A 25,680-nucleotide genomic window follows, 5' to 3' on the forward strand; every position below is an offset into this window, starting at 1 on the left:
AAACCCCTGTCGTTCGCTTAGTTGCCAGGCGCCATCGCGGCGAAGCTGGTCATATCGCCCTTCGGGCGCTTGTCGGAGATCTGCTGACCTTCGATCATGTAGAACACCGTCTCGGCGATGTTGGTGGCGTGATCGCCGATCCGCTCGATATTCTTGGCGCAGAACATCAGGTGGATACAGAACGAGATGTTGCGCGGGTCTTCCATCATGTAGGTGAGCAATTCGCGGAACAAAGAGGTGCAGATCGCATCGACCTCCTCGTCGCCCTTCCACACCGCCATCGCCGCCGGCAGATCGTGTGCGGCATAGGCATCCAGCACCGACTTGATCTGCGACTGCACCAGCGCCGTCATATGCTCGAGGCCGCGGATCAGCTTCATCGGATGAAAATCGCCATCAAGCTGGTTGACCCGCTTGCCGATGTTCTTGGCGAGGTCGCCGATCCGCTCCAGGTCGGTGGCGACGCGCAACGCGCCAACGATCTCGCGCAGGTCGACCGCCATCGGCTGGCGGCGGGCGATCGTCAGCACCGCCCGCTCCTCGATCTGATGCTGCAGCCTGTCGATCTCGGTATCGAGTTCGACGACCTGCTTGGCGAGCGCGGCATCGCGGCGCACCAGCGCGTCGACGGAGTCGCCGATCTGGCGCTCGGCCAGGCCGCCCATCTCGGCAACCAGACGCGCGAGCTCCTGCAGATCGGCGTCGAATGCCTTTGCGGTATGTTCTGAAGCCATGACCATCTCCAAAAAGCGCGGCTCAACCGAACCGGCCGGTAATGTAATCTTGCGTCCGGCGATCCGACGGCGAGGTGAAGATCTTGTTAGTCGCGTCGAACTCGATCAGCTCGCCGAGATACATGAACGCCGTATAGTCCGACACGCGCGCGGCCTGCTGCATATTATGGGTCACGATCGCGATCGTATAATCTTCCTTCAGGCCGTTGATCAGCTCTTCGATCTTGGCGGTCGAGATCGGATCGAGCGCCGAGCACGGCTCGTCGAACAGGATCACCTCCGGGCGCACCGCAATGGTCCGCGCGATGCACAGCCGCTGCTGCTGGCCGCCCGACAGGCTGAGGCCCGAGGCATTGAGCTTGTCCTTCACCTCGTCCCAGAGCGCACCGCCGCGTAGCGCCGCCTCGACGCGATCGTCCATCTCCGACCGGGAGATCTTCTCGTACAGGCGGATGCCGAAAGCGATGTTCTCGTAGATCGTCATCGGAAACGGCGTCGGCTTCTGGAACACCATGCCGACCCGCGCGCGCAAGAGATTGAGATCGAGCTTCGGGTCCAGAATATTGGTCTTGTCGAGCAGGATCTGCCCTTCCGCGCGCTGGCCCGGATACAGATCGTACATCCGGTTGAAGATGCGCAGCAAGGTGGACTTGCCGCACCCCGACGGGCCGATGAAGGCCGTGACGCGGTTGGTGCCGAGCGTCAGGTTGATGTTCTTCAGCGCACGCGCGTCGCCGTAGAAGAAGTTGAGGTCGCGAACGGTGATCTTCGGCGTGCTGTCGGCGGTGGCCGACATCGGCGGCGCCGACGTCTGAGGAAGATCGACGGAAACGTTGAGGCTGCTCATTTATTCGTCCTTTCGGCGCCAAGGATACGCGCACCGATATTCAGGGCCAGAACTGCAAGCGTGATGATCAGCGCGCCCGCCCAGGCGAGCTGCTTCCAGTAGTCGTAAGGACTCTGCACGAAGTTGTTGATGGTGACCGGCAGGTTGGCCATCGTCTTGGTGAGATCGAGGCTCCAGAACTGGTTCGACAGCGCCGTGAACAACAGCGGCGCGGTTTCACCTGCCACGCGGGCGGTGGCGAGCAGAACGCCGGTGATGATGCCGGCGCGGGCGGCGCGATAGGCGACGCGGCGGATCACCAGCGACCGCGGCAGGCCGAGGGCGGACGCCGCCTCGCGCAGCGGATTGGGCACCAGCAGCAGCATGTCCTCGGTGGTGCGCACCACCACCGGAATGACGATCACCGCCAGCGCCAGCGCACCGGCGAGCGCCGAGAAGCCGCCCATCGGCACCACCACCGCGCCGTAGACGAACAGACCGATGATGATCGACGGCGCGCTCAGCAGAATGTCGTTGATGAAGCGGACGACCGAGGTGAGCTGGTCGTGACGGCCGTACTCGGCCATGTAAGTGCCGGCGAACAGGCCAAGCGGCGCGCCGATGCCGACGCCGATCAACGTCATGAGCAGCGAACCGACGATGGCATTGAGCAGGCCGCCGCTGTTGGAGCCCGGCGGCGGTGTCATCTCCGTGAAGATCTGCAGGCTGATGCCGGCAAGCCCGTTCCAGAACAACGTGAACAGGATCAGCGCGAGCCAGCTCACGCCGAACAGCGCCGCACCGACGCAGAGCAGGCGCACGATGACGTCCGCCCGCCGGCGGCGGCTATAGATCGGATTGGCAGCCGGAACGCTGGTATCGGCGATGGTCATGGCGTCACTTCCCCGCCTTGCGCTCGAGTCGCAGCAGCATCAGCCGCGCCGCAGCGAGCACGAAGAATGTCAGAATGAACAGCAGCAGGCCGAGCAGGATCAGCGACGACTGGTGCAGGCCGTCGCTCTCGGCAAACTCCGAGGCGATCGCCGCCGAGATCGTCGTGCCCGGCGCGAAGATCGACGAGGAGACGCGGAACGAGTTGCCGATGATGAACGTCACCGCCATCGTTTCGCCGAGCGCGCGGCCGAGCGCCAGCATGACGCCGCCGATCACGCCGACGCGGGTGTAGGGGATCACCACGTAGCGGATCACTTCCCAGGTTGTGCAGCCGACGCCGTAGGCCGCCTCCTTCAGCACCGGCGGAACGGTCGCGAACACGTCGCGCGAGACCGCAGTGATGAATGGCAGCACCATGATCGCCAGGATCAGCGAGGCGTTGAACAGGCTGAGATAGGATGGCGGGCCCGCGAAGACCGCACCGAGCACCGGAACGCCCTCGAAGATGCTGATCATGAACGGCTGGAACGTGTGCGCCAGGAACGGGCCGAGCACGAAGAAGCCCCACATGCCGTAGATGATCGAGGGAATGCCGGCGAGCAGTTCGACGGCGATGCCGATCGGCCGGCGCAGCCATTGCGGGCAGAGTTCGGTGAGGAAGACGGCGATGCCGAGACCGACCGGCACGGCAATCAACATGGCGATGACCGAGGTGACGAGCGTCCCGTAGATCGGGCCGAGCGCGCCCATGACGGGCTCCGGCTGCGCCGACGGCGCCCACCGCTGGGTCCAGAGAAATTCGAAACCGAAGGCTTTCATCGCCGGCCAGGCGCCGACGATCAGCGAGAGAATGATACCGCCCAGGATGCCGAGCACCGACAGCGCGGCGAGGCGGGTCGCCCAGTAGAAAAGGCTGTCGCTGAGCTTGAACGCACTGAGGGCACGAGCGCGGTCGAATGGCTCGGACGCTTCCAACGATCCCCCTTGAACGACGATGTCTGCCACGCGATCCCCCACCCTTACATTGTCGCTACGCATCTGCAACTGCCGTCACCGTCTCGCTCATGCCGTGATGGCGACTGCGGGAGGGCGGCGGCCGCCCTCCCTTGATCGCTGCGTGTGATCAGCTCTTGATGTCCGCGCTCCAGGTCTTCTTGATCAGATCGACCACCGAAGCCGGCATCGGGATGTAGTCGAGTTCCTCGGCAGCCTTGCCGCCCTTCTCGAACGCCCAGGTGAAGAACTTGATTGCCTCGGCGGCAGCGGCCTTATCGGTCGGCTGCTTGTGCATCAGGATGAAGGTCGCGGCGGTGATCGGCCACGACTGGTCGCCGGGCTGATCGGTCAGGATCACATAGTAGCCCGGAGCCTTCGCCCAATCGGCATTGGCTGCGGCGGCCTGGAAGGTCGCAATCGTCGGCTGCACGGTCTTGCCGGCCTTGTTGACGAGAGCGGCGTAGGTCAGCTTGTTCTGCTTCGCGTACGCATACTCGACATAACCGATCGAGTTCTTGGTCTGCGACACGTTACCGGCGACGCCTTCGTTGCCCTTGGCGCCAACGCCGACCGGCCATTCGACCGCGGTGTTCGAGCCGACCTTGCTCTTCCACTCGTCGCTCGCCTTCGCCAGGTAATCCGTGAAGTTGAACGTCGTGCCCGAACCGTCAGAGCGGCGGACCACGGCGATCGCCGTCGCCGGCAGGTTGACCGAGGGGTTCAGCTTCTTGATCGCCGCATCGTCCCACTTGGTGATCTTGCCGAGATAGATGTCGGCGAGCACCTGGCCGCTCAGCACCAGCTCGCCCGGCTTGACGCCGTCGAGATTGACGACCGGCACGATCGCGCCCATCACCTGCGGCCACTGCACGAGGCCGTCCTTCTCAAGCTGATCGGCCTTCAGCGGCGCGTCGGTGGCGCCGAAAGTCACGGTCTTGGCCTGGATCTGCTTGATGCCGGCGCCGGAGCCGATCGACTGATAGTTCAGGCCGTTGCCGGTCTCCTTCTTGTACGTGTCGGCCCACTTCGAATAGATCGGAAACGGGAAGGTCGCGCCCGCGCCGGTAATGTCGGCGGCCTGCGCGCTGAGCGCCGTCGCAGCGAGAACGCTGGCGGCGAGAGTTGCTTTGAGAAAATTCACTGGCTCTCTCCATGTTAATCGCGCGCTCATCGTCCGCCGATGACAACACGCTGGCCGGGCGCCACGTTGCCCGCGATCCGCAGTAGCTTGGCTCACCCGGCGGTTCCGGCGTTCAATCACCGTTAACCGTCCGAGCGGCGAGACCGGTCTAGATCGCGCCCGTCATGGATTTATGAGAGTTCGATGACAGCTGGATGACAGAGGCAAGCCTCTGAAATCACACGGCTATCGCGCTTCGACGGCAGCCGCCTTGGGGAAAACCGCGGTAAACGTTGCGCCCTTGTCGGGGACGCTTTCGATCAGGAGCCGGCCGCGGTGGCGGTTCAAAATATGCTTCACCAGCGACAGGCCTAACCCGGTCCCGCCCTGCGCCCGGCTGTCGCCGACATCGACACGGTAGAAGCGCTCGGTCAGGCGCGGCAGATGCTCCGGCGCAATGCCGGGACCGTAGTCACGGACCTTGACGCGGATCTCGGCAGGCGTCTCGACCAGCGTCACCTCGACCTTGCCGCCAGACGCGCCGTATTTCAGGCCGTTCTCGATCAAATTCTCGAATAGCCGCAGCAGTTCGTCGCGATCACCCGGCACGATTACCGGCGTTTCCGGAATATCGACGGTCACCTCGACGCCGCGCTCCTGCGCCAACACCTCGAGACCATCCACCACCTGACGCACCAGCGGCGGCAGGTCGATCGGGCTGCTGGGACGAACATGGGCGGACAGTTCGATCCGCGACAAGGACAGCAGGTCGTCGATCAACCGCGCCATCCGGGTCGCCTGGACCCGCATGATCCCGAGGAACCGCTCCCGTGCGGAGGGATCGTCCTTGGCCGGCCCCAGCAATGTATCGATAAAGCCGGACAGCGCCGCCAGCGGCGTGCGCAACTCGTGACTGGCATTAGCGACGAAATCGGCGCGCATCTCCTCGACCCGGCGCAGCGGCGTCTGGTCGTGGAACGTCATCAGCATGCAGGTGTCGGCCCCGCCGAAATGGGTCGGCACCGGAATTGGCGTCACCACCAACTCCATCCAGCGATCGATCGGCACATGCTCGACATAGGTCGCCCGCTGCATCTTGTTGGTCGCCAGCGCCTGCCGGAGCGTGGCGACGATCTCCGGCGCCCGCAGCGCCGACTGCGCAAGCTCGCCGCGGCGCAGCGCCGGCGCAAGCTCGCTCGCTTCCTGATTGAAATGCAGCACGCGGCCGGCGCGATCGAGCAGCACCGACGGATCGGGAAGACCGGCGACCAGCGAGCGTACGACCGCGGAATCAACCGGATCGATCCGCGGCTCCGCATCGCTGGAGCGCGCACCGTCATGCAGCTGCCAGGGAACGAGAGCGGCGGCGGCGATGCAGATGAAAGCGAAGATCGCCCGCGCGAGGCTGAGGTCCGTGAGTACGACGAGACCGCCCAGCACGATCGCCGTGACGAGCAGAATGATCGCAGCCCGCTTGATGCGGTCCGACCATGGCGCTGAAAGAGACGAGGCGTTCGCAGCCACCACCTGCCCTCCGGCAAGAGATTGCGCCGCGTCGTTCAGGCGCGGCGCTCCTCACGCATCAGTGCCTTCGTCTGCACGGCTTCGTCAAGGCTTCCGGCGATGACATCGGTCGCAGCCGGAGGCTCTTCCGGCAGCGGCGCGGCACGAGGCGCCTCGCTGCGGCGGCTGACGATCAGTTCGCGCGCGGCGAGAATGAGCAGCGAGAGAATGAACGGCACGATGTAATAAAGCACGCGAAACAGCAGCATTCCTGCAAGCAGCTCTTCGCGATCGAGCTGCCAGAGGCCGACCAGCATTGCCGCATCGAACACGCCGAGCCCGCCGGGAGAGTGGCTGGCAAAGCCGAGCAGCGTTGCGGAGACGAAAATCACGGCGACTGTCACAAAATCGACATGCGGCTCGCCGGGAACGAGCATGTACATCGCCAACGCGCAGAAGCCGAGATCGACAATGCCGATGACGATCTGCAACAGCGTCAACGGACCGCCGGGCAGCGTGACCGTCCAGTTGCCGCGCCCCACCACGCGCGGGCGGATCCACACCCAGATCACGTAGCCTGCAAGCGCGGCAAGGGCTGCGAAGGCGACGATCTGATTAAGCCACACCGGCAGCTTGTCGATCTGCGCCGCCGCTTCCGGATGATAGCTGATGCCGAGCCCGAGCACGGCGGCATTGCCGAGCCAGAAGGTGAGGCCCGCGACGAAGCACACCTTGGCGACGTCGACCGCATTCAGGCCCCAGGCCGAATAGACGCGATAACGGACAGCACCGCCGGTCAGCACGCTGGCACCGACATTGTGGCCGACCGAATAGCTGGTGAAGCCAGCGAGTGCTGCGATCCGATACGGCACATCGCCGCGGCCGATCGTGCGCAACGCGAACAGATCATAGAAGGTCAGCGTGAAATAGCCTGCGGCGACGAACAGCGCCGCGAACAGAATGTCGCTCTCGGATTTGTCACGCAGCGCATCGATCAGGTCATCGACGTCGATGTCGCGCAGCATGTGAAACAGCACGTAGCAGGCGAAGCCGATCACCGACAGGCTCAGCACCAGGCCGAGCTTGTGCAGGATGTGCTTTTCACGGAGGAAAGCAATCGTCTGACGTATCGACCCTAGCATCGGCATCTCAGTGCTGCTGCCGGACATGGTCGGTCGAATCCACTCTGCTCTCGAACGCTCAAACGATGGTCTCCACGCCGCTTCCTAGCAGAATGCTGGAACCTCCGCGAGGGCGGCATCAGGACGCTGCGCAGGTTGTCTGCCACGCCTTGACATGTCGCGGTTCAGCAAACGACCGCGCCGTCAGCCAGATCTTCATGTTGACGCTGAGCATGGCGCAATAAAGGTAGTGTCCCTGACGTTTCCAGAATCCTACCTCGCGCTGCTTCGATCCGCCGCGCCCTCAAGGGGCTGAACGATGGTCGGCGATCAGCAGGTCGCGCAGCCATGCGCCAAGCGCGCAGCCCACGATATAGGCAGCGAACAGCAGCAACCCAAGGTCCAGCCAATAGCCGAAACGGCCGGGCACGACCCGTCCCACCGCGCAGGCGATCGCAACCACCAGCGCAAGGGCGCTCCATTGCAGGGTTCGCTTGGCGAGACCGCCGCCGCGATGCACGGTGCCGACCCAGCCGGTCAGCAGGCCGATGAACGCCGCCGCCGCGACCCAGCCCCAATGGAATTCCGCCAGATACAGCATGGCCTACCTCACCACGAATTCGATGCGGCGATTCTGCGCCTTGCCCTCGGGGGTGTCGTTCGATGCCACCGGCTGCGTCGGCCCGTACCCCGTCGCGTGCAGCCGGTCCGCTGGCAGGCCCGCACGCACCATATAGTCGAGCACCGCCTGAGCGCGGCGCTCGGACAAGCGCTGATTGGCCTCCGCGTCGCCATCGCTGTCGGTATGGCCGCCGATCTCGAGAGTCGTGTTCGGGCACCGCAGCGCGATCTCGACCAGCCGGTCCATCAGCCCCCGCGAGTCCGCATCGATGTTGGCCTGACCGGACTCGAAGCGAATCTTGCCGATTGCCAGCAGCTCCGTAAACAGCTGCTGGCAAACGCTGGCATCGACCGCGCTCGCCGGCGGCTTGACCGAGATTTCGGCATTGGCGCGCCAACCCTGCGGCAGCTCGCCACCAAGCCCGGACCGCAACTGTTCGGCCGCCACATCGTACAGCGCGTCGCCGGACAGCTTGACCTCGCGGTCGGAGATGGTCAGCGATCCCGTCGAGAGCCGCGACAATGCGCCCAGTGCGGCGGTCACCGCATTGGCAAAGCCTGACGGCGCGCCGACGCTGGCCTTCAGATTGTCGACGATCTTCTCGTTGAGAAACTTGCGCTTCGCCGCATCGATCAGCGCCGCATGCACCGCATTGTCGGGCACGTAGCCATTGAATGTCAGGGTGGAGGCGACTGGATCCTTGTTGACCTGGAAGATATAGGGCGGCGCGCTGACAGCATTCTCGGCAACCGTGTAGCCTTCCGGCAGGTTGCGCAATGCCGCCGCGATCGCCTCGCGGCCGCCGAGTTCGCGCGCTGTTCCCGACAGGCTCACCGCATTGTTCGAGAGCGAAACCTTGCCGTCACGCAGCCGGCCGAGCTGTTCGATCAGCAGCAAGGCGGCGGCCTCGTAACGCGACGGCACGCCACGCGCGAAGTTCATCTGATCCACAACTTCGACCCCACCGGCGATGCCCCGCACCGCCTCCACCAAGCGGGATCGGACCGCCGGAAGCGGCACACTGCCGGACAGGGTCAAGCGGGAGACGTTCCGCTCGGCGGACCAATTGTACGGCTTCGCCTCGTCGATGATCTTGATCTGGTTATGCACCAGCCGCACGCCTGGAACGGCTTCGGCAATCGCCAGCGAACTGCGACGGCCTTCCTCGGAGAAGGCGTCGGCGCTGATCGTCAGATCGCGGCCGGCCGCCTCCACCCTGGTCTTGTCCAGGATCGTTTCACGCAAGGACTCCGCCGTCCGACCGGACAGACTGGTCTCAAAGGGAACTGTGTTGAACCAGGCAGCGAACACCCAGAGCACCGCCAGCGGGATCAACCCTGGCCACCACTTGCGAACCACCCTGACCAATGTGCGCATTCAAATACCCGAAACCGTCGCGGCAAGACAAAACAAACCCCTCGGCGGGTGTCAAACTGCAAATGCGACCAGTGCCAGCGAACGGGTGTGCCTGCATCGGCTAACCGTTTCTTCAAGGCTCGCCGATATACGGAACGGATGGCTCAGCCCCTGTGATCGGGCGCTGGGCGCATCCAGCCGGACCGGCCATGAATCAGCTTCGCCACAATGTCATCCGCGCCGGACTGGAAGCGCTGTATTTCTCCGGCGCGCACCGGCTGCTGCAACCGCTGTTCGCCGGCGTCGGCACGATCTTCATGCTGCATCACGTGCGCCCCCCGCGCGGGGATGCCTTTCAGCCCAATCGCCACCTGGAAATCACGCCGGATTTCCTGCGGGCGACGCTGCGCCATGTGCGCGCACGCGGCATCGACATCGTCGATCTCGACGAGATGCACCGGCGGCTGCGGGAACGGGACTTCAGACGCCGTTTCGCCTGCTTCACCTTCGACGACGGCTATCGCGACAACCGCGATTTCGCGTTGCCGGTGATGCGGGAGTTCGCCGCCCCCTTTACCGTCTACGTCACCAGCGATTTCGCCTGCGGCAACGGCCGGCTCTGGTGGGTGGCGCTCGAACGGCTGATCGCGCGGGCCGAGCGGATCGAAACGACGATCGGCGGCGAGGTCGTGCGGCTCGATTGCCAGGATGCGGCCGCGAAGAGCATCGCGTTCGCGACCTTGCACGACCTGCTGCGCGCTGTGCCTGGCCCGGAGATAACGCACCTCCTCGCCGAACTGTGCCGGCGCCACGGCGTCGACGATGGCGTGATCGCCCGCGAGCTGTGCCTGTCATGGCAGGAGCTGCAGAACTTCGCTGCCGATCCGCTCGTCACCATCGGCGCCCACACGCTCACCCACTGCAATCTCGCCACCTGCACGCCCGAGACCGCCAGGCACGAGATGGCGGCCAGCCGCGGCGCGATCGAGGCCAAGCTCAACAAGCCCGCCGCCCATCTCGCCTATCCCTATGGCGACAAAGATGCCGCGACGGCGCGGGAGTTCGCGCTGGCCCGCAAGCTCGGCTTCAAGACCGCGGTGACCACCCGGCCCGGCATGCTGTTCACCGAGAGTGCCAACCATCTCACGGCGCTGCCGCGGCTGTCGCTCAACGGCAACTACCAGAGCACGCGGCTGCTGCCGGTGCTGACATCCGGCGCAGCGACTGCGGTCTGGAACGGTTTCCGCCGTGTCGATGCCGCCTGACCGAGCGCCTTCGCAATGAGCGCTCCGACCAATCATCCCGGAGTGGTTCTCCTGGGCGGCGCGCATGGTGCCCTCGCCCTGGCGCGCAGCTTCGGCCGCCGCGGCATTCCCGTCACACTGGTCTCCGACGATCACCCGCTGCCCCGCTTTTCCCGCTTCGTCACCCGACACTCCGGCTGGCCTGGGCCGGGCGCGAACGATGCGGCTTCCTGGCTCATCGGCTTTGCCGGACAGCAGGGCTGCAACGGCTGGCTACTGATCCCCTGCGGCGATAACGAATTGCGGCTGGTGGCGAACCATCTCGAGCGGCTGCGGCAAAGCTACCGCATCATCAGCAGCCCTTGGGACAGCCTGCGCCGGGTTTGCGACAAGCAGCAGCTCGCGCAGACCGCCGCCGCAAGCGGCATCGCCGTCCCGCGCGCCTATCAGGCGGGCAGCGACGCCGAGGCGGCAGCACTCGCGGTCCAGTACCCTGTGGTGCTGAAGCCGGCGATGCGGACCGAACGCAACGCCTTCACCCAGGCAAAGGCGTGGCGCGCCGACGATCGCGATCAGCTGCTGGCGCGGTATCGCGCCGCCGCGGCGCTGGTGGGTGACGAAAACGTCGTCGTGCAGGAGATGATCCCCGGCGGCGGCGAGACGCAGTTCTCCTATGCCGGGGTCTGGCGCGAGGGCAAACCCGTCGCCGATCTGACCGCGCGCCGCACCCGCCAGTATCCGATCGACTTCAGCTACACCAGCACCTTCGTCGAGATCGTCGCAAACGAGGACGTGCGCGCCGCGGCAACCACACTGCTCGGTGCGATCGACTTCGAGGGGCTGGTGGAGGTCGAATTCAAATTCGATGCGCGCGATCGCAGCTACAAGGTGCTGGACGTCAATCCGCGCGCGTGGTCGTGGCTGGCACTGTGCGAGGCCTCCGGCGCCAACTTCGGCCATGTGCTGCACGCCCTCGCCACCAGCGCACCGATCCCCGCCACACCGGCCGCGCCGGGCCATGCCTGGATCCACACCGTGCGAGACGCAGCCGCCGCACTGCATTTGATCGCGCGCGGCGATCTCACATTCGCGGACTACCTGCACTCGCTGCGCCGGCGATTGACGTTTGCAAGCTTCGCCTGGGACGACCCGACGCCCGGCCTGATCGAACTGCCGCTGACGGCTTGGCGTGTGCTGGCACGCAAGATGCCTTCGCTGGCCCGCCGAAGCCGGCCCGGCGCATCGGCAACGCCCGCCGCGCCAGCGATCAGGCCGCCCGAGCCTTGAAGCGCGTGCCCTTGGCCGGCGGATCGTTCGGCGGGCCGGCGAAGCACTGGGCGATCGCCATCCAGCGCTGCGCGGTCTCGCCCTTCACGGCGAGCCTGGTGTCGGCGACGTTACGGGTCTGCGCCACCACCTGGCAGAACTCCACCGCGTCACCCTCGACCGAGGTACCGCTGGTGGGATCATTCCACTCCCAGACCTCGCCCGACGGACCGGTCACACGCACATATGGCACGTCCACCGGCACCGGCAGCTTGCGGTTGGTGAAGGTCCAACCGAACGTCTTCACGCCGATCACGGCGATGTTCTTCAGCCGGTCGTGGAAGATGCGATCCTTGCCCATCACGTCGTAGATTTCCTGGCCGTGCGCCCAGGTTTCCATCTGTCGCGCGGTGGTGAACATGCGCACGCCCATGCCGGGCCCGGCCCAGTTCAAGCGCGTCGCTGGATTTTTGGTCGCCAGCAGATCGCACAATGCCTCGAGCTGATCCCACCAGCGCCTCAGCAGTGCCCTGCCCTTCAGGTCGGGGAAGCGCAGTCGCGATTCCTCGATCATCGACAGGCCGCCCTTGCGCACCTCCATGATCTTCTGCCGCAGCGCCTCATACTCGGCCGGATCGCGCGCGGAAGCGGCTGCGGAGATGTCGCTGCAATGCAAGTGCAGCACCACGTCATTGACAGTCCAGTCCTTGAATAGCGTCTTGCGCTGCCAGTCGCTCTCGCTCAGCGTCTCGAGCAGACCGCGCAACTCCTTGCCCTCGTCGTGGAAGTCGGTGATCTCACGCAGCATCTGCCCTGCCCATCATATACGTTGTGTTTTCTAGGTTCGATTGATAGCGCCATTGCTGCATCACCACACGGCGCAGTCAAGCCGCCGCAATCGCAAGCATCGCGTATGCCGCAGGCCTGAGAACGAAGTCAGAGATCGACCACCACGTAATCGTTCTCGACCGTGACGGCGATGGTCTCGGCGACGTAAGGTCCCTTCACCACGCTCTCACCGGACTCGACCGAGACCGGATAGGGCCGGACGCGAAACTTTCGCGGGTCGCAGTAGGACTGGCCGGTCTTGATGTCGAACTCCCAGCCGTGCCACGGACAGCGCAGGATCTCGCCGCGGCGGCTATAGGTGATCTCGCCGGGTTCGTTCGACTCGGCGAGGCCGATCAGCGAGCCCTCGCAGAACGAGGCGCCCTGATGCGGGCAGCGGTTGAGCAGCCCGTAATACTCGCCGTTGACATTGAAGATCGCGATCGGCCGATCGTCGATGGTGACAAACTTGCGCTCACCCGGCGGGAAGTCGCCCACCGGGGCAATCACATGACGGGTCATGCGGCGATCCCGAACACGGTCCGAGCGTTGCCGATGAAGAAGCTCTCGCGATCCTCCTTGGATACGCCGGGCGGCAGCACGCGGGCTGGATCGTCAAAATCCCAGTGCGGATAATCGGTCGCGAACATCAGCCGGTCCCAGCCGATCCACTTGATCACCTCGAACAGATGCTCGCGGTTGTCCGGCTCCTCCATCGGCTGCGTCGACCACCACACATGCTCGCGGATATATTCCGACGGCTTGCGCTTCAGATGCGGCAGTTCGCTGCGCAGGCGATCGAAATGCTTGTCGAGCCGCCAGGCGAGCGACGGCGCCCAGCCGAACCCGGCCTCGATCGAGATCACCTTCAACGTCGGGAAACGCTCGAACACGCCTTCGAGCACCATGCTGACCAGCGCGGCCTGCTGGCACTGCGAATGCCCGACCATCTCCTCGATGTAATAGCTCGGCCAGCCGCCCGACGTGATCGGATGGCCGCCGAAACCGAACGCATGCACGCCGACCGGAAGCCCCGCCTCCGCCGCCGCCTCATAGATCGGCCAGTAACGGCGCTGACCGAGCGGCTCGGTGTTGCGACTCATCAGCAGCACCTGGGCGAAATTCTTGTCGCCGGCACGGCTGCGGATTTCCTTCGCCGCGGCGACGCCGTCCTCGTTGGGAACGACGACCGACGCTTTCAGACGCTTGTCCTTGCTGGTCCACGCGGCGATCTGCCAGTCGTTGGTGGCGCGGGTCATCGCCGCCGACAGATCCTGATTGCGCAAGCCCTGCCCCGACGGGTTGAGCGGACAAAGGATGCCGAGCGCGACATTGTTTGGCGTCAGATGCTGTTCCTGCATGAACGACAGCGACGATCCCTGCCGGCCACCTTCCGGCGGCACCGCGTCGCGCCGCGAGGCGTTCGGCTGCGCCTTCGGATAGGCGGGGCCGGACAACATGCCCTGATAGAGGTGCAGGCCGTAGGTCTCGATGTGCTCCTGCCAGCGCTTCTCCAGGAACGGATAGATATCCCTGATCTCACGGTAGGACGGGTGGATGTCGCAATCGGCGATCGCCTGCTTGACGACGGCGTCCGCGCCTTGCTGCGAACCGGGCCGGAACTGCATATTCATGAGCGCTCTCCCTTAACGTCCGCGCGACGCTCGGACTCGTCGTTGATCGCTGTCTGTTGGAGCCTGACCATTTCGGAAAACCACGCGCGTCCGGATCATCGCTTTAAGCATTGAGCCGCGGGTAAGTCGCAAGCGGATTGTCGATCATGATCTTGCGCACGAGATCGGACGACAACCCATCCGGCAACACCGCCTCGCCGTCGAACTGCCAATGCGGATAGTCGGTGGAGAATAGGATCAAATCCTCCGACTGCATATGGTCAATAACGCGCTCCAGCATCGCCGGGTCCGGCGGACCGTCCACCGGCTGCAGCGAGAAGCGCACGTTGCTGCGCACAATCTCCTGCGGCGAGCGATCGACCCAGGGCGTCTCCATGCGCACCCCGCGCCAGAACTTCTGCAGGCGCCAAAGATAGGTCGGCAGCCAGGTGAAGCCGGATTCCAGCATCACCACCTTCAGGTTCGGGAACTTGGCGAACACGCCCTCGATGATCAGGCTGGTGAGCTGGGTCTGGAAGGCCTGCGAGTTCCCGACATAATCCTCCGCGTGGTAGGAGCCCCAGCCGACCGGGCTCGGCTGATTGTGGTAGTTGCTGCCCGCATGCACGCCGAGCGCCAGGCCGTTCCGCTCGCAGGCCTCATAGATCGGCCAGTAGATGCGGCGACCGAGCGGCATGTCGCCGGACACCAGCATCAGCACCTGCACGAACCGCTTGTCCTGGGCGCAGCGCTCGATCTCGGCAACGGCTTTCTCGGTGCTCTGGATCGGCACGACGATGGAGCCGCGCAGGCGGTCGTCCTTGTCCAGCCATTCCCTCGCCAGCCAGTCGTTCAGTGCGCTGCAGAACGCGCTCTGCATGTCCTCGCTGAACACCATCTGCACGCCATAGAGCGGGTTGCAGATGCCGAACCGGGTGCCATACGGATCGAGCGCCTGGCGGGTCAGGTCGGCTACCACTGAGCCCGGTTTGCCCTGTGTCGGCCGCCAGTCGGGACGGGCCGTGATCGGCGAGTTCGGTGGATAGGACTGCGACACGAGGTCAACCATGCCGCGGCTGGTGACCTGATCGCTCCAGTAATCGTTCAGATACGGCAGAAGGCTTTGGAGACCGGGCAGCGCGGGATGCAGGTCGCAATCGACTCCGCCTGGAACGACCGACGTCATGGGCTGGGTTTCCTCCGGGCAGATCACATTGTTATGCGACAAGTGTAACTGCGCCGGGTGAGCCTCGCAATCGAACCGCCTCGCACGGGTCTCATGCGGCCTATGCACATACTGAGCATAAGCAGCGTAACGTCAGACAGAACGCCGCCTGATGTCCTCGCGAATAAAATAGATAGAGAGAGCACCACCATGTCACACCGGCCGGACGGCACTCGTCTGGATGCAGACGGACAACAAGCCCCGCATGGAGATAGCGACGATGCAAACGCGCCTGAACCCCTACACCACCGCGCCCGACGTCATGAAGCCGATGATCGATCTCGAAGCATCGTTGAAGACCGCGAGCCTCGAGCACAGCCTCTTTGAACTGGTGAAGATCCGTGCCTCGCAGATCAACGGCTGTGCCTACTGCCTGCACATGCATACCAAAGACGCGCGGGAGGCCGGCGAGACCGAAGCCCGCATCCACCTGCTCAATGCCTGGCGCGAGTCGCGGCTTTACACCGCGCGCGAGCGTGCGGCGCTGGAATGGACCGAAGCACTGACGCTGGTGGCAGACACGCATGCGCCGGATTCGGCGTATGAAGCCGTCAAGGCACAGTTCTCGCCGAAGGAGATCGTCGAGCTGACGCTGCTGATCGGCGCGATCAACACCTGGAACAGGATCGCCATCGGCTTCCGCTCGGTTCACCCCGAGGATGCGAAGCACGCCGCGGCCGCGGCTTGAACGCATTCCATCGTCAACAATTAAAGCCAACGCGACCGACCCGCTCACGCGGCCGGTCGCCCTTTGCCATCTGGATGACCCCTGTTCCTATCCGAAGACGTTCTCGAACCATGGCCTGTGCCTGCGATTCAAAAAAAATTGCGCCCGATGTCACATCGCGCACCCGCCATTCGTCTTGGCGGCATGAGGCCCGAAACGAGGCCATCACGGAGACGCGATCATGCAACCACGTTTGAACCCTTTCGCCGCCGCACCTGAGAGCATGAAGGCGATGCTGGACTTGAGCGCCGCAGTCAACGCAGGCGGCATCGAACACAGCCTCGCGGAACTGGTGAAGATCCGCGCTTCGCAGATCAACGGCTGCGCCAACTGCCTGCATATGCACACCAAGGATGCGCGTGAGGCGGGCGAGAGCGAAGCTCGCCTCTACCTGCTCAACGCCTGGCGCGAGTCCCGTCTCTACACCGCGCGCGAGCGGGCAGCGCTGGCCTGGACCGAAGCGCTGACGCTGGTGGCGGAGAGCCACGCGCCGCAGGATGTCTACGATCAAGCGAAAGCCCACTTCACGCCGAAAGAAATGGTCGAGCTGACGATGCTGGTCATCACCATCAATAGCTGGAACCGGCTCGCGGTCGGCTTCGGCTTCGTGCATCCGGAAGATGCCAAGCACGCAGCGGCGGCCTGACCTCCCACAATCACGCCTAAGACCACGACCGTCGCCAAAGGCCGGTCGTGGGACAAAATAAATCCCGGTTCCATGTCGTTTTGGCGCGCGTCCGTTCGTCTGACTAGCGCCGGCCGCAAGAAGGCCAGACCAGGAGACAGCCATGCAAGCTCGCGTGAACCCGTTCATCGCCGCCCCTGACATCATCCAGCCGCTGCTCGACCTCGGCGCCAAGGTCAACGACACCAATCTCGAGTTCAGCCTGTGCGAGCTGGTGAAGATCCGCGCCTCGCAGATCAACCGCTGCGTCAATTGCCTGCACATGCACACCGCCGACGCGCGCACCGCCGGCGCGAGCGAAGCCCGCATCTACCTGCTCAACGCCTGGCGCGAGTCCCGTCTCTATACGCCGCGCGAACGGGCGGCGCTGGCCTGGACCGAAGCGCTGACGCAGCTCGCCGAGACAGGCGCGCCGGACGACGTCTATAATGAGCTGAGAGCCCACTTCACCGCGAAGGAGATGGTCGAGCTGACGCTGCTGATCACCACGATCAACACCTTCAATCGTTTTGCGGTGGGCTTCCGTGTCGTTCACCCCGAAGACGCCAAACATGCCGCAACTGCAGCCTGACGACGCAGCCCACACTTTCGCTCCCTTACGCCCGCGACTGACCCGCATCGCCTACCGCATGCTCGGCTCGGTCGCCGAGGCGGAGGACATCGTGCAGGAGGCCTTCCTGCGCTGGCATCGGACCGACCGCACCGATGTCAGCGACGCGGCAGCATTTCTGTCGAAGACCGTGACGCGGCTGTGCCTCGATCACCTGAAGTCCGCGCGGGTAAAGCGCGAGACCTATATCGGCCCGTGGGTGCCTGAACCGATGATCGATCCGACCGAAGACGACAGCGACGACATCACCCTGACTTTGATGATGGCCCTGGAGCGGCTGTCGCCGCTGGAGCGGGCGGCGTTCCTGCTGCACGACGTGTTCGGGCTTGGCTTCGATCAGGTCGCCCAGGCGATCGATCGCGACCCGGCCGCGACGCGACAACTGGCCAGCCGCGCCCGCGACCATGTGCGGTCCGCCAAGCCGCGGTTTCCCGTCTCCGCCGAACAAGGCGCCGGTATCGCCAAGGCGTTCTATGAAGCGAGCCGCACCGGCGAGGTCGCCCCGTTGCAGGCGCTGCTGGCGCAGGACGCGATCATGTATTCGGACGGGGGCGGAAAACGCGCGGCCGCGAAGATCCCGATCGTCGGCGGCGAGGCGATCGCGAATTTCTTCGCCAGCATTGTCCGCCGGATTCAGATGGGCGGCCTGACGCTGCCGCCATCCACCTGGCGCCAAGCCTTGGTCGACGGCTTGCCGGGCATCATCGAGAGCGCGAACGGCGAGGTGATCCAGACGGTGGCGTTCGAGATCGACAACGGCAAGATCACGGCGATCTATGCGGTGCGCAATCCCGACAAGCTGAAGCATGTCGGCGTGGCCAGGATGCTTCAATAAACCACTGTCATTCCGGGGCGCGAGCAACGCTCACGAGGCCGGAATGACGACGGTATTAAGTCGAGCGCGCTGTCGGATACGCACCACAATGCATAGGGTCTAGTCGCAGCGGGCGCTCATGCCGCCGTCGAGCACGATCTCGGTGCCCGTCACCCAGCGCGATTCGTCAGAGGCCAGGAATAACGCCGCATTTGCGGTGTCGCGGCCGTCGCCCATGAAACCCAGCGGAATCCGCGCCTGCCGCTGCGCCAGTAGCTTTTCGACATCGCCGCCGGCGCGCGTCTTGGCCAGCCGCGCCTCGACCATCGGCGTGTGCAACTGCCCCGGCACCAGCGTATTTACCCGCACATGCTTCGGCGCGTATTGCACGGCGACCACCTTCGAGAACTGGATCACGCCGGCCTTGCAGGCGGCGTAAGCGACCTGCGCCGCGCCGGTCCAGCGAATGCCGGATGCGGACGCCGTATTGATGATCGAGCCGCCGCCCTGCGACTCCATCACCGGCAGCACGTGCTTGCAGGTGAGGAACACGCTCTTCAGGTTGAGATCGACCTGGGCGTCCCACGCCTCCTCCGCCATCTCCACCGGGCCGCCCGGCGCCGAGCCGCCGACGTTGTTCACCAGCACGTCGATGCGGCCGAACCTGTCCGTACAGGCCTTCACCATCGCCGCGACATCGGCGGATTGCGTGACGTCGCAGGTGTGAGTGACGATCTCGCCGCCGGCCTCCTTCACCCGCGCGACGGTTTCCTCCATCGGCGCGAGATCGCGATCCACGGCGAAGATCTTGGCGCCCTCCTGCGCGAACAGCACGCACTCCGCCCGGCCATTGCCCCAGCCGGGGCCGACGCACCCGGCACCGACGATCAGCGCGATCTTTCCCTGCAAGCGTCCGGCCATGCCTCACTCCATTCTTCTTGTTTTCTTGTCGTCTTGCCGTCTTGATGCGCAACACACGCAACGCGCGCCAGGAACGCTATAACCGCCGCGCATCCACGACAACCATGCAAAAAGCAACGCCGGGTCCGCACGATGGCGGCACCCGGCGCAGCCACGTCGATCACTGGCGTTATTCGAGCTTCACGCCAGACTGCTTGATAACATCGCCCCATTTCTTGGTTTCAGCGACGATCAGCTGATTGATCCCCTCCACAGTGCTGCCTTCGGCATCCGCGCCCTGCAGCGCGAGCTTGTCGATCACATCCTTCGACTTCACCGCCTCGTTGGCGATGCGATTCAGCTTGGCGACGATCTCCGGCGGCGTGCCTGACGGTGCGATCAGCGCATACCAGTTGTCGGCGAGCACATCCGGCAGGCCCTGCTCGCCCATGGTCTTCAGATCGGGCAGCGCCGGCGAGCGCTTGGCCGAGCCGATCCCGAGCGCCTTGAAGGTACCGGCCTGCACATGGGGCAGCAGCACTGGAATATCGGCGAACATGAACTGCACCTGGCCGCCGAGCAGATCGTTCACCGCGGGCGCTGCGCCGCGATAGGGAATATGCACCGCCTGCACACCGGACTTGAGCTTGAACAGCTCGGCGGCGAGATGCGGCATGCTGCCGGTGCCAGTGGAGGCGAAGTTGATCGACTTCGCCTTGCTCAGCGCCAGCAGCTCGGCGATGGTCTTGGCCTCGACGTTCGGCGCGACCACCAAGATCTCCGGCACCTTGGTCACCAGGCTGATCGCCTTGATATCTTTCTGCACGTTGTACGGCAGCGTGGTCTGCACGCTCGGATTGATGGCGATCGCACCGGGGCTGGTGATGCCGATAGTGTAGCCGTTCGGCTCGGCCTTCGCGACGGCATCGACACCGGTGATGCCGCCCGCCCCGCCGCGGTTGTCGATGACAATGGTCTGGCCGATCAGATCCTGCATCTTGCCGCCGACGACGCGTGCGATCGTGTCGGCCGGACCGCCCGCCGGAAACGGCACGATCAGTTTGATCGGGCGGTTGGGGTAATCCTGCGCCTGCGCCGCCTGCGGCAGCAGCAAGGCCGCAACAGCCAGCGCGACAGAGCGTATCAATCCCGGCATCTCATCCATCTCCCTCGTCGCCGGTCATCGTCGCCGGCTTGATGTTGTGGCCCGCATTCTTGGCGGCAGAGCGCGCGATTGACAAAAACCTTTGTGCAATGGCTTCCTATGCCGAAACGGCATGGGAAGAGCGCCCGATGGATTTTCGCGAGATCCGCTACTTCGTGCAGGTGGCCAATGCCGGGAGCTTCAGCCTTGCCGCCAAGGAGTTACGCGTCGCGCAGCCGGCCTTGAGCCGGCAGATCCGCAAGCTCGAACAGGAGCTTGGCGTCGATCTCTTGGTACGGCATGGGCGCGGCGTGCGGCTAACGGGCGCAGGCTCGGTCCTGCTCGAACGCTCAGGGCAGATGATCCACTTCCTGCGGCAGACCGGCGACGCGGTGAAAACCAGCGCCAACCAGGTCTCGGGCCATATCGGACTGGGCGTGCCGCCCGCGGCCGGGCTCTTGCTCGCAGCGCCCGTCGTCCGCTCGTTCCAGCGCGACTTTCCGCAGGTGGCGCTGCAGGTGCGCGACGGCATCAGCAACCTGCTGCAGGAATGGCTGCTCGACGGCCGTATCGATGTCGCTGTGCTCTACAATCCGCCGCCAATGGAGGCGCTGGACAGCGACGTAATCCTGCGCGAACACATGGTGGTGGTCGAGCCGCCAGACGGAACGAGCAAGTCGCGCCGCATCAGACCGCAGATCGGAACGTGCCGCATCCGCGATCTCGCGGACATGCCGCTGATCATGCCGAGTCTGCCGCACAACAACCGCCGCATCGTCGAACAGGCGGCGATCCAGCACGGCGTCCACCTGCGCATGAAGCTGGAGGTCGATAGCGTCGCGCTGGCCAAGGCGATGGTGAAGAGCGGCCTCGGCTGCACCATCCTCGCCTATGCCGCGGTCCACGCCGAGGTGCAGCGCGGTGAGCTGAAGATGCGCGTGATCGAACGGCCTGCGTTGATGTCCACCGTCGCGGTCGCGGTCTTGCGCGAGCGGCGCACGCTGCGACTGCCGAACGAGCTGCGGCGGACGGTGGTCGCCGAGGTCAACCGCCTGGTGGCCGACGGCGTATGGCGGCGTTACGCCGCGCGCTGACCGTCCGGGCATGCAGCCTCATCCTTAACGCAGCCGTCTCGACGGATGATCGCGATCTGGCCTCATGGTTCGAGACACGCTGCTGATTTGCGCATCATCTGATCCGAAAACCGGTTCCCACTTTTCGGGACGATGCGTGCCGCGCTCCTCACCATGAGGGTCAGGCTTTATGAGGATCAGGCTTTGGCCGGGCGACCCCGCATCGCCAGCGACACGTCGCGACCGATCGCCAGTCCGTCCGCGAACGATATTTCCGTCATCCGATAGAACATGTTCTTGGTGGCGGCGAGCTGTACGGGATCGTTTTCGGTCCATGCCTTGGCGATATCGATCGCAGTCTGGAGCACCGCCTCGGGCGCCACCACGCGGTTGGCAAGCCCCAACCGCTGCACATCGTCGGCCGAGAGCGTAGCACCGAGCGAGATCAGTTCGAACGCCGCCTTCGGGCCGGTCTGCTTCAACAGGCTGGTCAGCACCGCCGTCGGCGTCAGCTGATGCTTCAGCTCGGGATAGCCGAACTTCAGATTGGTGCCGACGACCACCATATCGCAGCAGATCGCAAACGCGGCGCCACCGCCGATCGCAGCGCCGTGCACCGCCGCGACCACAGGCTTGGTGAGACTGCGCAGCGTCACCTGCAGCCGCGACATCAGTTCGGAACGGAGCGCATTGCGCTTGATCGACTCGGCGTTCTGCTCGCCGCGGAACTCGCCAAGGTCGGCTCCGGCGGAAAACCCGCGCCCCTCGCCGGTCAGCACCAGCGCGCGGACACTGTCGTCCTGATCCGCATCCGCAAGTGCGTCGCGCAGCGCGAGCAGGAGGTCGGTGTTAAGCGCATTCAGCTTATCAGGACGGTTCAACGTGAGAACGCGCACCGCGCCATGATTCTCGATGCGCAGCACGCTGGCGGACCCGTTCGCTTCAGGCATGAGGCCTCTCCCTCTCTTTGTTCTGCGGTTTTGTTGTTCGACGGTGACAGCTCACGCGGCCGGCCGACCATAGACCGCCGCAGCGATTTTACCAGCGCATTGCTCGCATTCCTTGCGCGCGCCGAAAGCAGCTTGATGCGGCGTTCCATCCGCGGGAAAAGGCTGCAAGGATCGCAGCAAGCGGATCTGACCGGGGCAAGGAACGTGCGTCGACAAGGACACGAAGGTTACGAGCCGCTTTCTTGTCGCAGAGATAGGATCAGCCGCTGCCGCGACATGGTTTCGGCAGCGCCGATTCACGAGAGGCAGGATGCGCGGCGGAGCCGCATGCGATCGTCGAGCACAGGCCGCACCTGACGCCGCGATGAGCCAACCGCCCGTCTACACTCAGCCCAACCTGCTGCGCTTCATCATTACGCGGATGCTGATCGTGCTGGCGATGCAGGTGCAGGCGGTCGCGCTCGGCTGGTTCGTGTACGCGCAGACCGGCAGCGCCTTCAGCCTCGGCCTGATCGGCCTCGCCCAGTTCCTGCCCTCCATCCCGCTGCTGGCGATGGCCGGTTACGCCGCCGATCACTACGACCGCCGCAAGGTGGTGATGCTGTCGCAGGCCGCGCAGGCGATCGGCGCGCTCGGGCTTTATGCCTGTATCCATGCCGCGCCGGACCGGATGCTGCCGATTTATTTGATGGCGATGCTGATCTCCGGCGCCCGCTCGTTCTCGCTGCCCGCCACCGCATCGCTGCTGCCGAACATCGTGCCGCGTGCCCAGTTTCCGCAGGCCGTCGCGTTCTCGTCGTCCTCGATGCAGTTCGCTGCGATGGTCGGACCGGCGATCGGCGGCTTCGCTTATGCCCTGATCGCCCAAGACATCTTCCTCGCGCTGGTCGCGCTGCCGGCGACCGCGTCGCTGCTGATCCTCACCGTGAAGGCGCCACCTGCGGTGGTGCAGGCCGACACCGGCTCTGCCTGGAAGAAGGCTGTCGCCGGCTTCGTCTATGTGCGCGGCAACCCGATCATCCTCGGCGCGATGTCGCTCGACCTGTTCGCCGTGCTGCTCGGCGGTGTCACCGCGACCTTGCCGATCTTCGCGCAGGATATCCTCAAGGTCGGGCCTACAGAGCTCGGCATCCTGCGCAGCGGGCCAACCTTCGGCGCGCTGATCGTTGGACTGGGGCTGACATATTTGCCGGTCAGCCGCCGCGCCGGCATCACCATGCTGGCGTCCGTGGCGGTGTTCGGCGTCGCGACCATCGCCTTTGGCCTCTCGACCCATTTCTGGCTGTCGCTCGCAGCGCTGATCGTCATCGGCGGCTCCGACATGGTGAGCCTCGTGATCCGCCAGACCATGATCCAGGTGGCGACGCCGGACGACATGCGCGGCCGCGTCAGTGCGGTGAATTCGGTGTTCGTCGGCGCCTCCAACCAGCTCGGCAGCTTCGAGGCGGGCACGATGGCAAGCCTGTTCGGCGCGGCACCCGCGGCCGTGATCGGCGGCGTCGGCACGCTGCTGGTGGTCGCGGCGGTGTCACATCTGTTTCCGAAGCTGCGCGATGCAGATCGGCTGCATGGCAGCGACCAGGCCGTCGCCGCCGCGCAGCAAGACGAGATCGACGCCGCCGCCGGCGAATCGCCGGCCCTTGCGCCGACACAAGCCGGGTTACCAAACCGATAACCGGTTCGCGCCCGATACTGGTTCAGAGATGAAGTCTGCGCATGCGGTGTCTGCGCCACGGGCAGGCCGGGCGGCTGGACCGCGGGCGCCCCACCATAGATAATCGCGCCGACAAGAACGCCCGTCCGAGCCGTCCGGCTCGCAATCTTCAATCCAAAAAGGCCGAGGAGACTCCATCGATGGCTGAACCACAACGCGCGCGTCCGAAGGCGACGCCGGAAACCAAGCATTTCTGGGACGGCGTCGATGCGGGCGAGTTGCGCCTGCAGCGCTGCAACAGCTGCTCGAAGACCTATTTCCCGCCGCGTCCGTTCTGCCCCGCCTGCGGCAACCGCGAAGTCACCGTGTTCAAGGCGTCCGGCAAGGGCTTCCTCTACAGCTACATCATCCACCACCGCCCGGCGCCGGGCTTCACCCCGCCTTACTCGATCGCCGTGGTCGAGCTCGATGAAGGCCCGCGCATGATGACCAACATCGTCGATTGCCCGCAGACACCCGAGGCGCTGCAGCTCGACATGAAGCTCGAGGTCAAGTTCGAGAAGATCGACGACAAGACCACGCTTCCCATGTTCCGTCCGGCGAAAGGCTAAGACCCATGCGTAGAAACCAAGTCGCAGTCGTCGGCGCCGCCGAAACCACCAAGCTCGGCGTCATTCCCGACATGTCGCAGATCCAGCTCCATGCGGATGCTGCGCTGAACGCCATCGCCGATGCGGGCCTGAAGATCTCCGACATCGACGGCTTCGCCACGGCTGTCGAAACGCCGCAGCAGATCTGCCAGTATCTCGGCATCAAGCCGACCTGGGTCGACGGCACCTCGGTCGGCGGCTGCTCGTTCATGCTGCACGTCCGCCATGCGGCGGCGGCGATCGAGGCCGGCCTCTGCAAGACCGTGCTGATCACCCACGCCGAGAGCGGCAAGTCCAACATCGGCCGCACCCCGCGGATGACCGGCGCCGACAGCCTGAACGGCCAGTTCGAGCTGCCCTATGGCGTCACCACCCCCGCCAGCATGTTCCCGATCCCGGTGCTGCGCTTCCTCAAGACCTACGGCATCACCCAGGAACAGATGGCGATGGTCTCGGTGGTGCAGCGCGAATGGGCCGGCAAGAACCCGCGCGCGACCATGAAGGACCCGATCACGGTGGACGACGTGCTCAACTCGCGCATGATCGCCTATCCGATGCGCATCCTGCAGTGCTGCCTCGTCACCGACGGTGGCGGCGCGCTGATCCTGACCAGCGCCGATCGCGCCAAGGACTTCCCGAACAAGCCGGTCTACATCCTCGGCACCGGCGAGAGCGTGGAAACCCCGATGGTCAGCCAGATGGAGACCTTCAACTCCTCGCGCGCGTTCAAAGTGGCAGGCCCGCTCGCCTTCCAGGAAGCCGGCATCACCCACAAGGACGTCGATCACCTGATGATCTACGACGCCTTCGCCCACCTGCCACTGTATGGCCTCGGTGACCTCGGCTTCATGCCGTATGAGGAAACCGGCAAGTTCATCGCCGACGGCAACACCCGCCCCGGCGGCAAGCTGCCGCTGAACACCAACGGCGGCGGCCTCTCCTACATGCACTCGGGCATGTACGGCATGTACGCGCTACAGGAGAGCGTGCGGCAGATGCGCGGAACGGCACCGGCTCAGGTTCCCAACGCGAAAATCTCGGTCTGTCACGGCGTCGGCGGCATGTTCGCCGCCTCCGGCACGATCATCTTCACCAACCAGCGCTGAGCGCGGCCTAGCAAAAAGG

General features: G+C 64.8%; 26 protein-coding genes. 10 read left to right on the forward strand and 16 right to left on the reverse strand.

All coding sequences use genetic code 11. The features are described from left to right. Positions 1–17: 17 nt before the first annotated feature. The 9 genes from phoU to X566_RS06030 form a co-directional block, all read right to left on the reverse strand. Complete coding sequence (phoU, locus tag X566_RS05990) at positions 18–734, reverse strand: phosphate signaling complex protein PhoU (protein WP_034468035.1); 717 nt, start codon at positions 732–734, stop codon at positions 18–20. Positions 735–756: 22 nt separating this feature from the next. Next, positions 757–1,530, reverse strand: a complete 774-nt coding sequence (pstB, locus tag X566_RS05995; RefSeq protein WP_173402581.1) for a phosphate ABC transporter ATP-binding protein PstB — start codon at positions 1,528–1,530, stop codon at positions 757–759. Between the two features lie 47 nt (positions 1,531–1,577). Then, positions 1,578–2,453 carry a phosphate ABC transporter permease PstA gene (gene pstA / locus X566_RS06000; RefSeq protein ID WP_081740073.1) on the reverse strand — a complete coding sequence of 292 codons (876 nt, stop codon included), beginning with the start codon at positions 2,451–2,453 and terminating at the stop codon, positions 1,578–1,580. A 4-nt stretch (positions 2,454–2,457) separates the two neighbouring features. Next, entirely contained in the window at positions 2,458–3,450 is a 993-nt protein-coding gene (gene pstC, locus X566_RS06005; RefSeq protein WP_034468037.1) for a phosphate ABC transporter permease subunit PstC, read from the reverse strand. Between the two features lie 127 nt (positions 3,451–3,577). Further along, entirely contained in the window at positions 3,578–4,591 is a 1,014-nt protein-coding gene (pstS, locus tag X566_RS06010; RefSeq protein ID WP_034464395.1) for a phosphate ABC transporter substrate-binding protein PstS, read from the reverse strand. 225 nt (positions 4,592–4,816) lie between these two features. After that, positions 4,817–6,094, reverse strand: coding sequence for an ATP-binding protein (locus X566_RS06015; protein WP_034468038.1), 1,278 nt, complete (start codon positions 6,092–6,094; stop codon positions 4,817–4,819). 35 nt (positions 6,095–6,129) lie between these two features. Continuing rightward, positions 6,130–7,215, reverse strand: a complete 1,086-nt coding sequence (locus X566_RS06020) for a lysylphosphatidylglycerol synthase domain-containing protein (protein WP_081740218.1) — start codon at positions 7,213–7,215, stop codon at positions 6,130–6,132. A 283-nt stretch (positions 7,216–7,498) separates the two neighbouring features. Further along, positions 7,499–7,795, reverse strand: coding sequence for a hypothetical protein (locus X566_RS06025; protein ID WP_034464397.1), 297 nt, complete (start codon positions 7,793–7,795; stop codon positions 7,499–7,501). A 3-nt stretch (positions 7,796–7,798) separates the two neighbouring features. Continuing rightward, entirely contained in the window at positions 7,799–9,193 is a 1,395-nt protein-coding gene (locus X566_RS06030) for an OmpA family protein (RefSeq protein ID WP_034464399.1), read from the reverse strand. Between the two features lie 188 nt (positions 9,194–9,381). On the opposite strand from X566_RS06030, the gene X566_RS06035 reads away from it, so the two are divergent. Then, complete coding sequence (locus X566_RS06035) at positions 9,382–10,437, forward strand: polysaccharide deacetylase family protein (RefSeq protein ID WP_034464402.1); 1,056 nt, start codon at positions 9,382–9,384, stop codon at positions 10,435–10,437. Positions 10,438–10,452: 15 nt separating this feature from the next. After that, a complete protein-coding gene (locus X566_RS06040) occupies positions 10,453–11,703 on the forward strand; it encodes an ATP-grasp domain-containing protein (RefSeq protein ID WP_034464405.1) in 1,251 nt (416 codons plus the stop codon). Here the strand turns inward: X566_RS06040 and X566_RS06045 are convergent. The 4 genes from X566_RS06045 to X566_RS06060 all read right to left on the reverse strand — a co-directional run bounded on the left by X566_RS06045 (position 11,684) and on the right by X566_RS06060 (position 15,309). Next, positions 11,684–12,490: a TIGR03084 family metal-binding protein gene (locus tag X566_RS06045; protein WP_051443904.1), complete on the reverse strand. Its 807-nt coding sequence runs from the start codon at positions 12,488–12,490 to the stop codon at positions 11,684–11,686. The genes X566_RS06040 and X566_RS06045 overlap by 20 nt on opposite strands. 128 nt (positions 12,491–12,618) lie before the next feature. After that, the gene (locus X566_RS06050; RefSeq protein WP_034464408.1) at positions 12,619–13,032 is read right to left on the reverse strand and encodes a Rieske (2Fe-2S) protein; all 414 of its coding nucleotides are present in this window, start codon (positions 13,030–13,032) and stop codon (positions 12,619–12,621) included. Then, positions 13,029–14,144 (reverse strand): amidohydrolase family protein, encoded by a 1,116-nt coding sequence (locus X566_RS06055; RefSeq protein WP_034464410.1) that lies wholly within the window; start codon positions 14,142–14,144, stop codon positions 13,029–13,031. The genes X566_RS06050 and X566_RS06055 overlap by 4 nt, the downstream gene beginning before the upstream one ends. A gap of 103 nt (positions 14,145–14,247) precedes the next feature. Continuing rightward, the gene (locus X566_RS06060) at positions 14,248–15,309 is read right to left on the reverse strand and encodes an amidohydrolase family protein (RefSeq protein WP_034464412.1); all 1,062 of its coding nucleotides are present in this window, start codon (positions 15,307–15,309) and stop codon (positions 14,248–14,250) included. A 259-nt stretch (positions 15,310–15,568) separates the two neighbouring features. Here X566_RS06060 and X566_RS06065 point away from each other — a divergent pair, with 259 nt between their 5' ends. From X566_RS06065 to X566_RS06080, 4 genes are all read left to right on the forward strand, one after another. Further along, positions 15,569–16,036, forward strand: coding sequence for a carboxymuconolactone decarboxylase family protein (locus tag X566_RS06065; protein ID WP_034468044.1), 468 nt, complete (start codon positions 15,569–15,571; stop codon positions 16,034–16,036). A 220-nt stretch (positions 16,037–16,256) separates the two neighbouring features. After that, entirely contained in the window at positions 16,257–16,721 is a 465-nt protein-coding gene (locus X566_RS06070) for a carboxymuconolactone decarboxylase family protein (protein ID WP_034464414.1), read from the forward strand. A gap of 142 nt (positions 16,722–16,863) precedes the next feature. Further along, positions 16,864–17,331 (forward strand): carboxymuconolactone decarboxylase family protein, encoded by a 468-nt coding sequence (locus X566_RS06075; RefSeq protein WP_034464416.1) that lies wholly within the window; start codon positions 16,864–16,866, stop codon positions 17,329–17,331. After that, positions 17,312–18,205, forward strand: a complete 894-nt coding sequence (locus X566_RS06080) for a sigma-70 family RNA polymerase sigma factor (RefSeq protein WP_081740075.1) — start codon at positions 17,312–17,314, stop codon at positions 18,203–18,205. Before X566_RS06075 ends, X566_RS06080 begins: the two co-directional genes overlap by 20 nt. A 99-nt stretch (positions 18,206–18,304) precedes the next feature. On the opposite strand, the gene X566_RS06085 is transcribed toward X566_RS06080, so the two are convergent. Further along, on the reverse strand, positions 18,305–19,105 hold the full coding sequence (locus tag X566_RS06085) for an SDR family NAD(P)-dependent oxidoreductase (RefSeq protein ID WP_034464420.1): 801 nt from the start codon (positions 19,103–19,105) through the stop codon (positions 18,305–18,307). Between the two features lie 169 nt (positions 19,106–19,274). Next, positions 19,275–20,240, reverse strand: a complete 966-nt coding sequence (locus tag X566_RS06090; protein ID WP_152539806.1) for a tripartite tricarboxylate transporter substrate binding protein — start codon at positions 20,238–20,240, stop codon at positions 19,275–19,277. Positions 20,241–20,377: 137 nt separating this feature from the next. Between X566_RS06090 and X566_RS06095 the strand changes: the two genes are divergently transcribed. Next, entirely contained in the window at positions 20,378–21,322 is a 945-nt protein-coding gene (locus X566_RS06095) for a LysR family transcriptional regulator (protein WP_034468049.1), read from the forward strand. Positions 21,323–21,498: 176 nt separating this feature from the next. On the opposite strand, the gene X566_RS06100 is transcribed toward X566_RS06095, so the two are convergent. Then, positions 21,499–22,251: an enoyl-CoA hydratase/isomerase family protein gene (locus X566_RS06100; protein WP_034464423.1), complete on the reverse strand. Its 753-nt coding sequence runs from the start codon at positions 22,249–22,251 to the stop codon at positions 21,499–21,501. 364 nt (positions 22,252–22,615) lie between these two features. Here X566_RS06100 and X566_RS06105 point away from each other — a divergent pair, with 364 nt between their 5' ends. The 3 genes from X566_RS06105 (at position 22,616) to X566_RS06115 (ending at position 25,661) form a co-directional block, all read left to right on the forward strand. Continuing rightward, positions 22,616–23,926 (forward strand): MFS transporter, encoded by a 1,311-nt coding sequence (locus X566_RS06105; RefSeq protein ID WP_051443906.1) that lies wholly within the window; start codon positions 22,616–22,618, stop codon positions 23,924–23,926. Between the two features lie 179 nt (positions 23,927–24,105). Beyond that, complete coding sequence (locus X566_RS06110; RefSeq protein ID WP_034464425.1) at positions 24,106–24,516, forward strand: Zn-ribbon domain-containing OB-fold protein; 411 nt, start codon at positions 24,106–24,108, stop codon at positions 24,514–24,516. Between the two features lie 5 nt (positions 24,517–24,521). Beyond that, on the forward strand, positions 24,522–25,661 hold the full coding sequence (locus tag X566_RS06115; RefSeq protein ID WP_034464429.1) for a thiolase C-terminal domain-containing protein: 1,140 nt from the start codon (positions 24,522–24,524) through the stop codon (positions 25,659–25,661). The last annotated feature ends 19 nt before the right edge of the window (positions 25,662–25,680 follow it).

The sequence above is a fragment of the Afipia sp. P52-10 genome, assembly GCF_000516555.1.
GTDB lineage: Bacteria > Pseudomonadota > Alphaproteobacteria > Rhizobiales > Xanthobacteraceae > P52-10.

What these genes read in the sequence shown, in the direction of transcription:
- pstA (WP_081740073.1), bottom strand. Translation starts at nt 2,453, where the DNA reads ATGACCATCGCCGATACCAGCGTTCCGGCTGCCAATCCGATCTATAGC.
- X566_RS06020 (WP_081740218.1), bottom strand. Translation starts at nt 7,215, where the DNA reads ATGCTAGGGTCGATACGTCAGACGATTGCTTTCCTCCGTGAAAAGCAC.
- X566_RS06030 (WP_034464399.1), bottom strand. Translation starts at nt 9,193, where the DNA reads ATGCGCACATTGGTCAGGGTGGTTCGCAAGTGGTGGCCAGGGTTGATC.
- X566_RS06070 (WP_034464414.1), top strand. Translation starts at nt 16,257, where the DNA reads ATGCAACCACGTTTGAACCCTTTCGCCGCCGCACCTGAGAGCATGAAG.
- X566_RS06090 (WP_152539806.1), bottom strand. Translation starts at nt 20,240, where the DNA reads ATGCCGGGATTGATACGCTCTGTCGCGCTGGCTGTTGCGGCCTTGCTG.
- X566_RS06025 (WP_034464397.1), bottom strand. Translation starts at nt 7,795, where the DNA reads ATGCTGTATCTGGCGGAATTCCATTGGGGCTGGGTCGCGGCGGCGGCG.
- X566_RS06060 (WP_034464412.1), bottom strand. Translation starts at nt 15,309, where the DNA reads ATGACGTCGGTCGTTCCAGGCGGAGTCGATTGCGACCTGCATCCCGCG.
- X566_RS06065 (WP_034468044.1), top strand. Translation starts at nt 15,569, where the DNA reads ATGCAAACGCGCCTGAACCCCTACACCACCGCGCCCGACGTCATGAAG.
- X566_RS06035 (WP_034464402.1), top strand. Translation starts at nt 9,382, where the DNA reads ATGAATCAGCTTCGCCACAATGTCATCCGCGCCGGACTGGAAGCGCTG.
- X566_RS06045 (WP_051443904.1), bottom strand. Translation starts at nt 12,490, where the DNA reads ATGCTGCGTGAGATCACCGACTTCCACGACGAGGGCAAGGAGTTGCGC.
- X566_RS06050 (WP_034464408.1), bottom strand. Translation starts at nt 13,032, where the DNA reads ATGACCCGTCATGTGATTGCCCCGGTGGGCGACTTCCCGCCGGGTGAG.
- pstB (WP_173402581.1), bottom strand. Translation starts at nt 1,530, where the DNA reads ATGTCGGCCACCGCCGACAGCACGCCGAAGATCACCGTTCGCGACCTC.
- phoU (WP_034468035.1), bottom strand. Translation starts at nt 734, where the DNA reads ATGGCTTCAGAACATACCGCAAAGGCATTCGACGCCGATCTGCAGGAG.
- X566_RS06095 (WP_034468049.1), top strand. Translation starts at nt 20,378, where the DNA reads ATGGATTTTCGCGAGATCCGCTACTTCGTGCAGGTGGCCAATGCCGGG.
- X566_RS06085 (WP_034464420.1), bottom strand. Translation starts at nt 19,105, where the DNA reads ATGGCCGGACGCTTGCAGGGAAAGATCGCGCTGATCGTCGGTGCCGGG.
- X566_RS06105 (WP_051443906.1), top strand. Translation starts at nt 22,616, where the DNA reads ATGAGCCAACCGCCCGTCTACACTCAGCCCAACCTGCTGCGCTTCATC.
- X566_RS06115 (WP_034464429.1), top strand. Translation starts at nt 24,522, where the DNA reads ATGCGTAGAAACCAAGTCGCAGTCGTCGGCGCCGCCGAAACCACCAAG.
- X566_RS06100 (WP_034464423.1), bottom strand. Translation starts at nt 22,251, where the DNA reads ATGCCTGAAGCGAACGGGTCCGCCAGCGTGCTGCGCATCGAGAATCAT.
- X566_RS06040 (WP_034464405.1), top strand. Translation starts at nt 10,453, where the DNA reads ATGAGCGCTCCGACCAATCATCCCGGAGTGGTTCTCCTGGGCGGCGCG.
- X566_RS06055 (WP_034464410.1), bottom strand. Translation starts at nt 14,144, where the DNA reads ATGAATATGCAGTTCCGGCCCGGTTCGCAGCAAGGCGCGGACGCCGTC.
- X566_RS06110 (WP_034464425.1), top strand. Translation starts at nt 24,106, where the DNA reads ATGGCTGAACCACAACGCGCGCGTCCGAAGGCGACGCCGGAAACCAAG.
- X566_RS06080 (WP_081740075.1), top strand. Translation starts at nt 17,312, where the DNA reads ATGCCGCAACTGCAGCCTGACGACGCAGCCCACACTTTCGCTCCCTTA.
- X566_RS06075 (WP_034464416.1), top strand. Translation starts at nt 16,864, where the DNA reads ATGCAAGCTCGCGTGAACCCGTTCATCGCCGCCCCTGACATCATCCAG.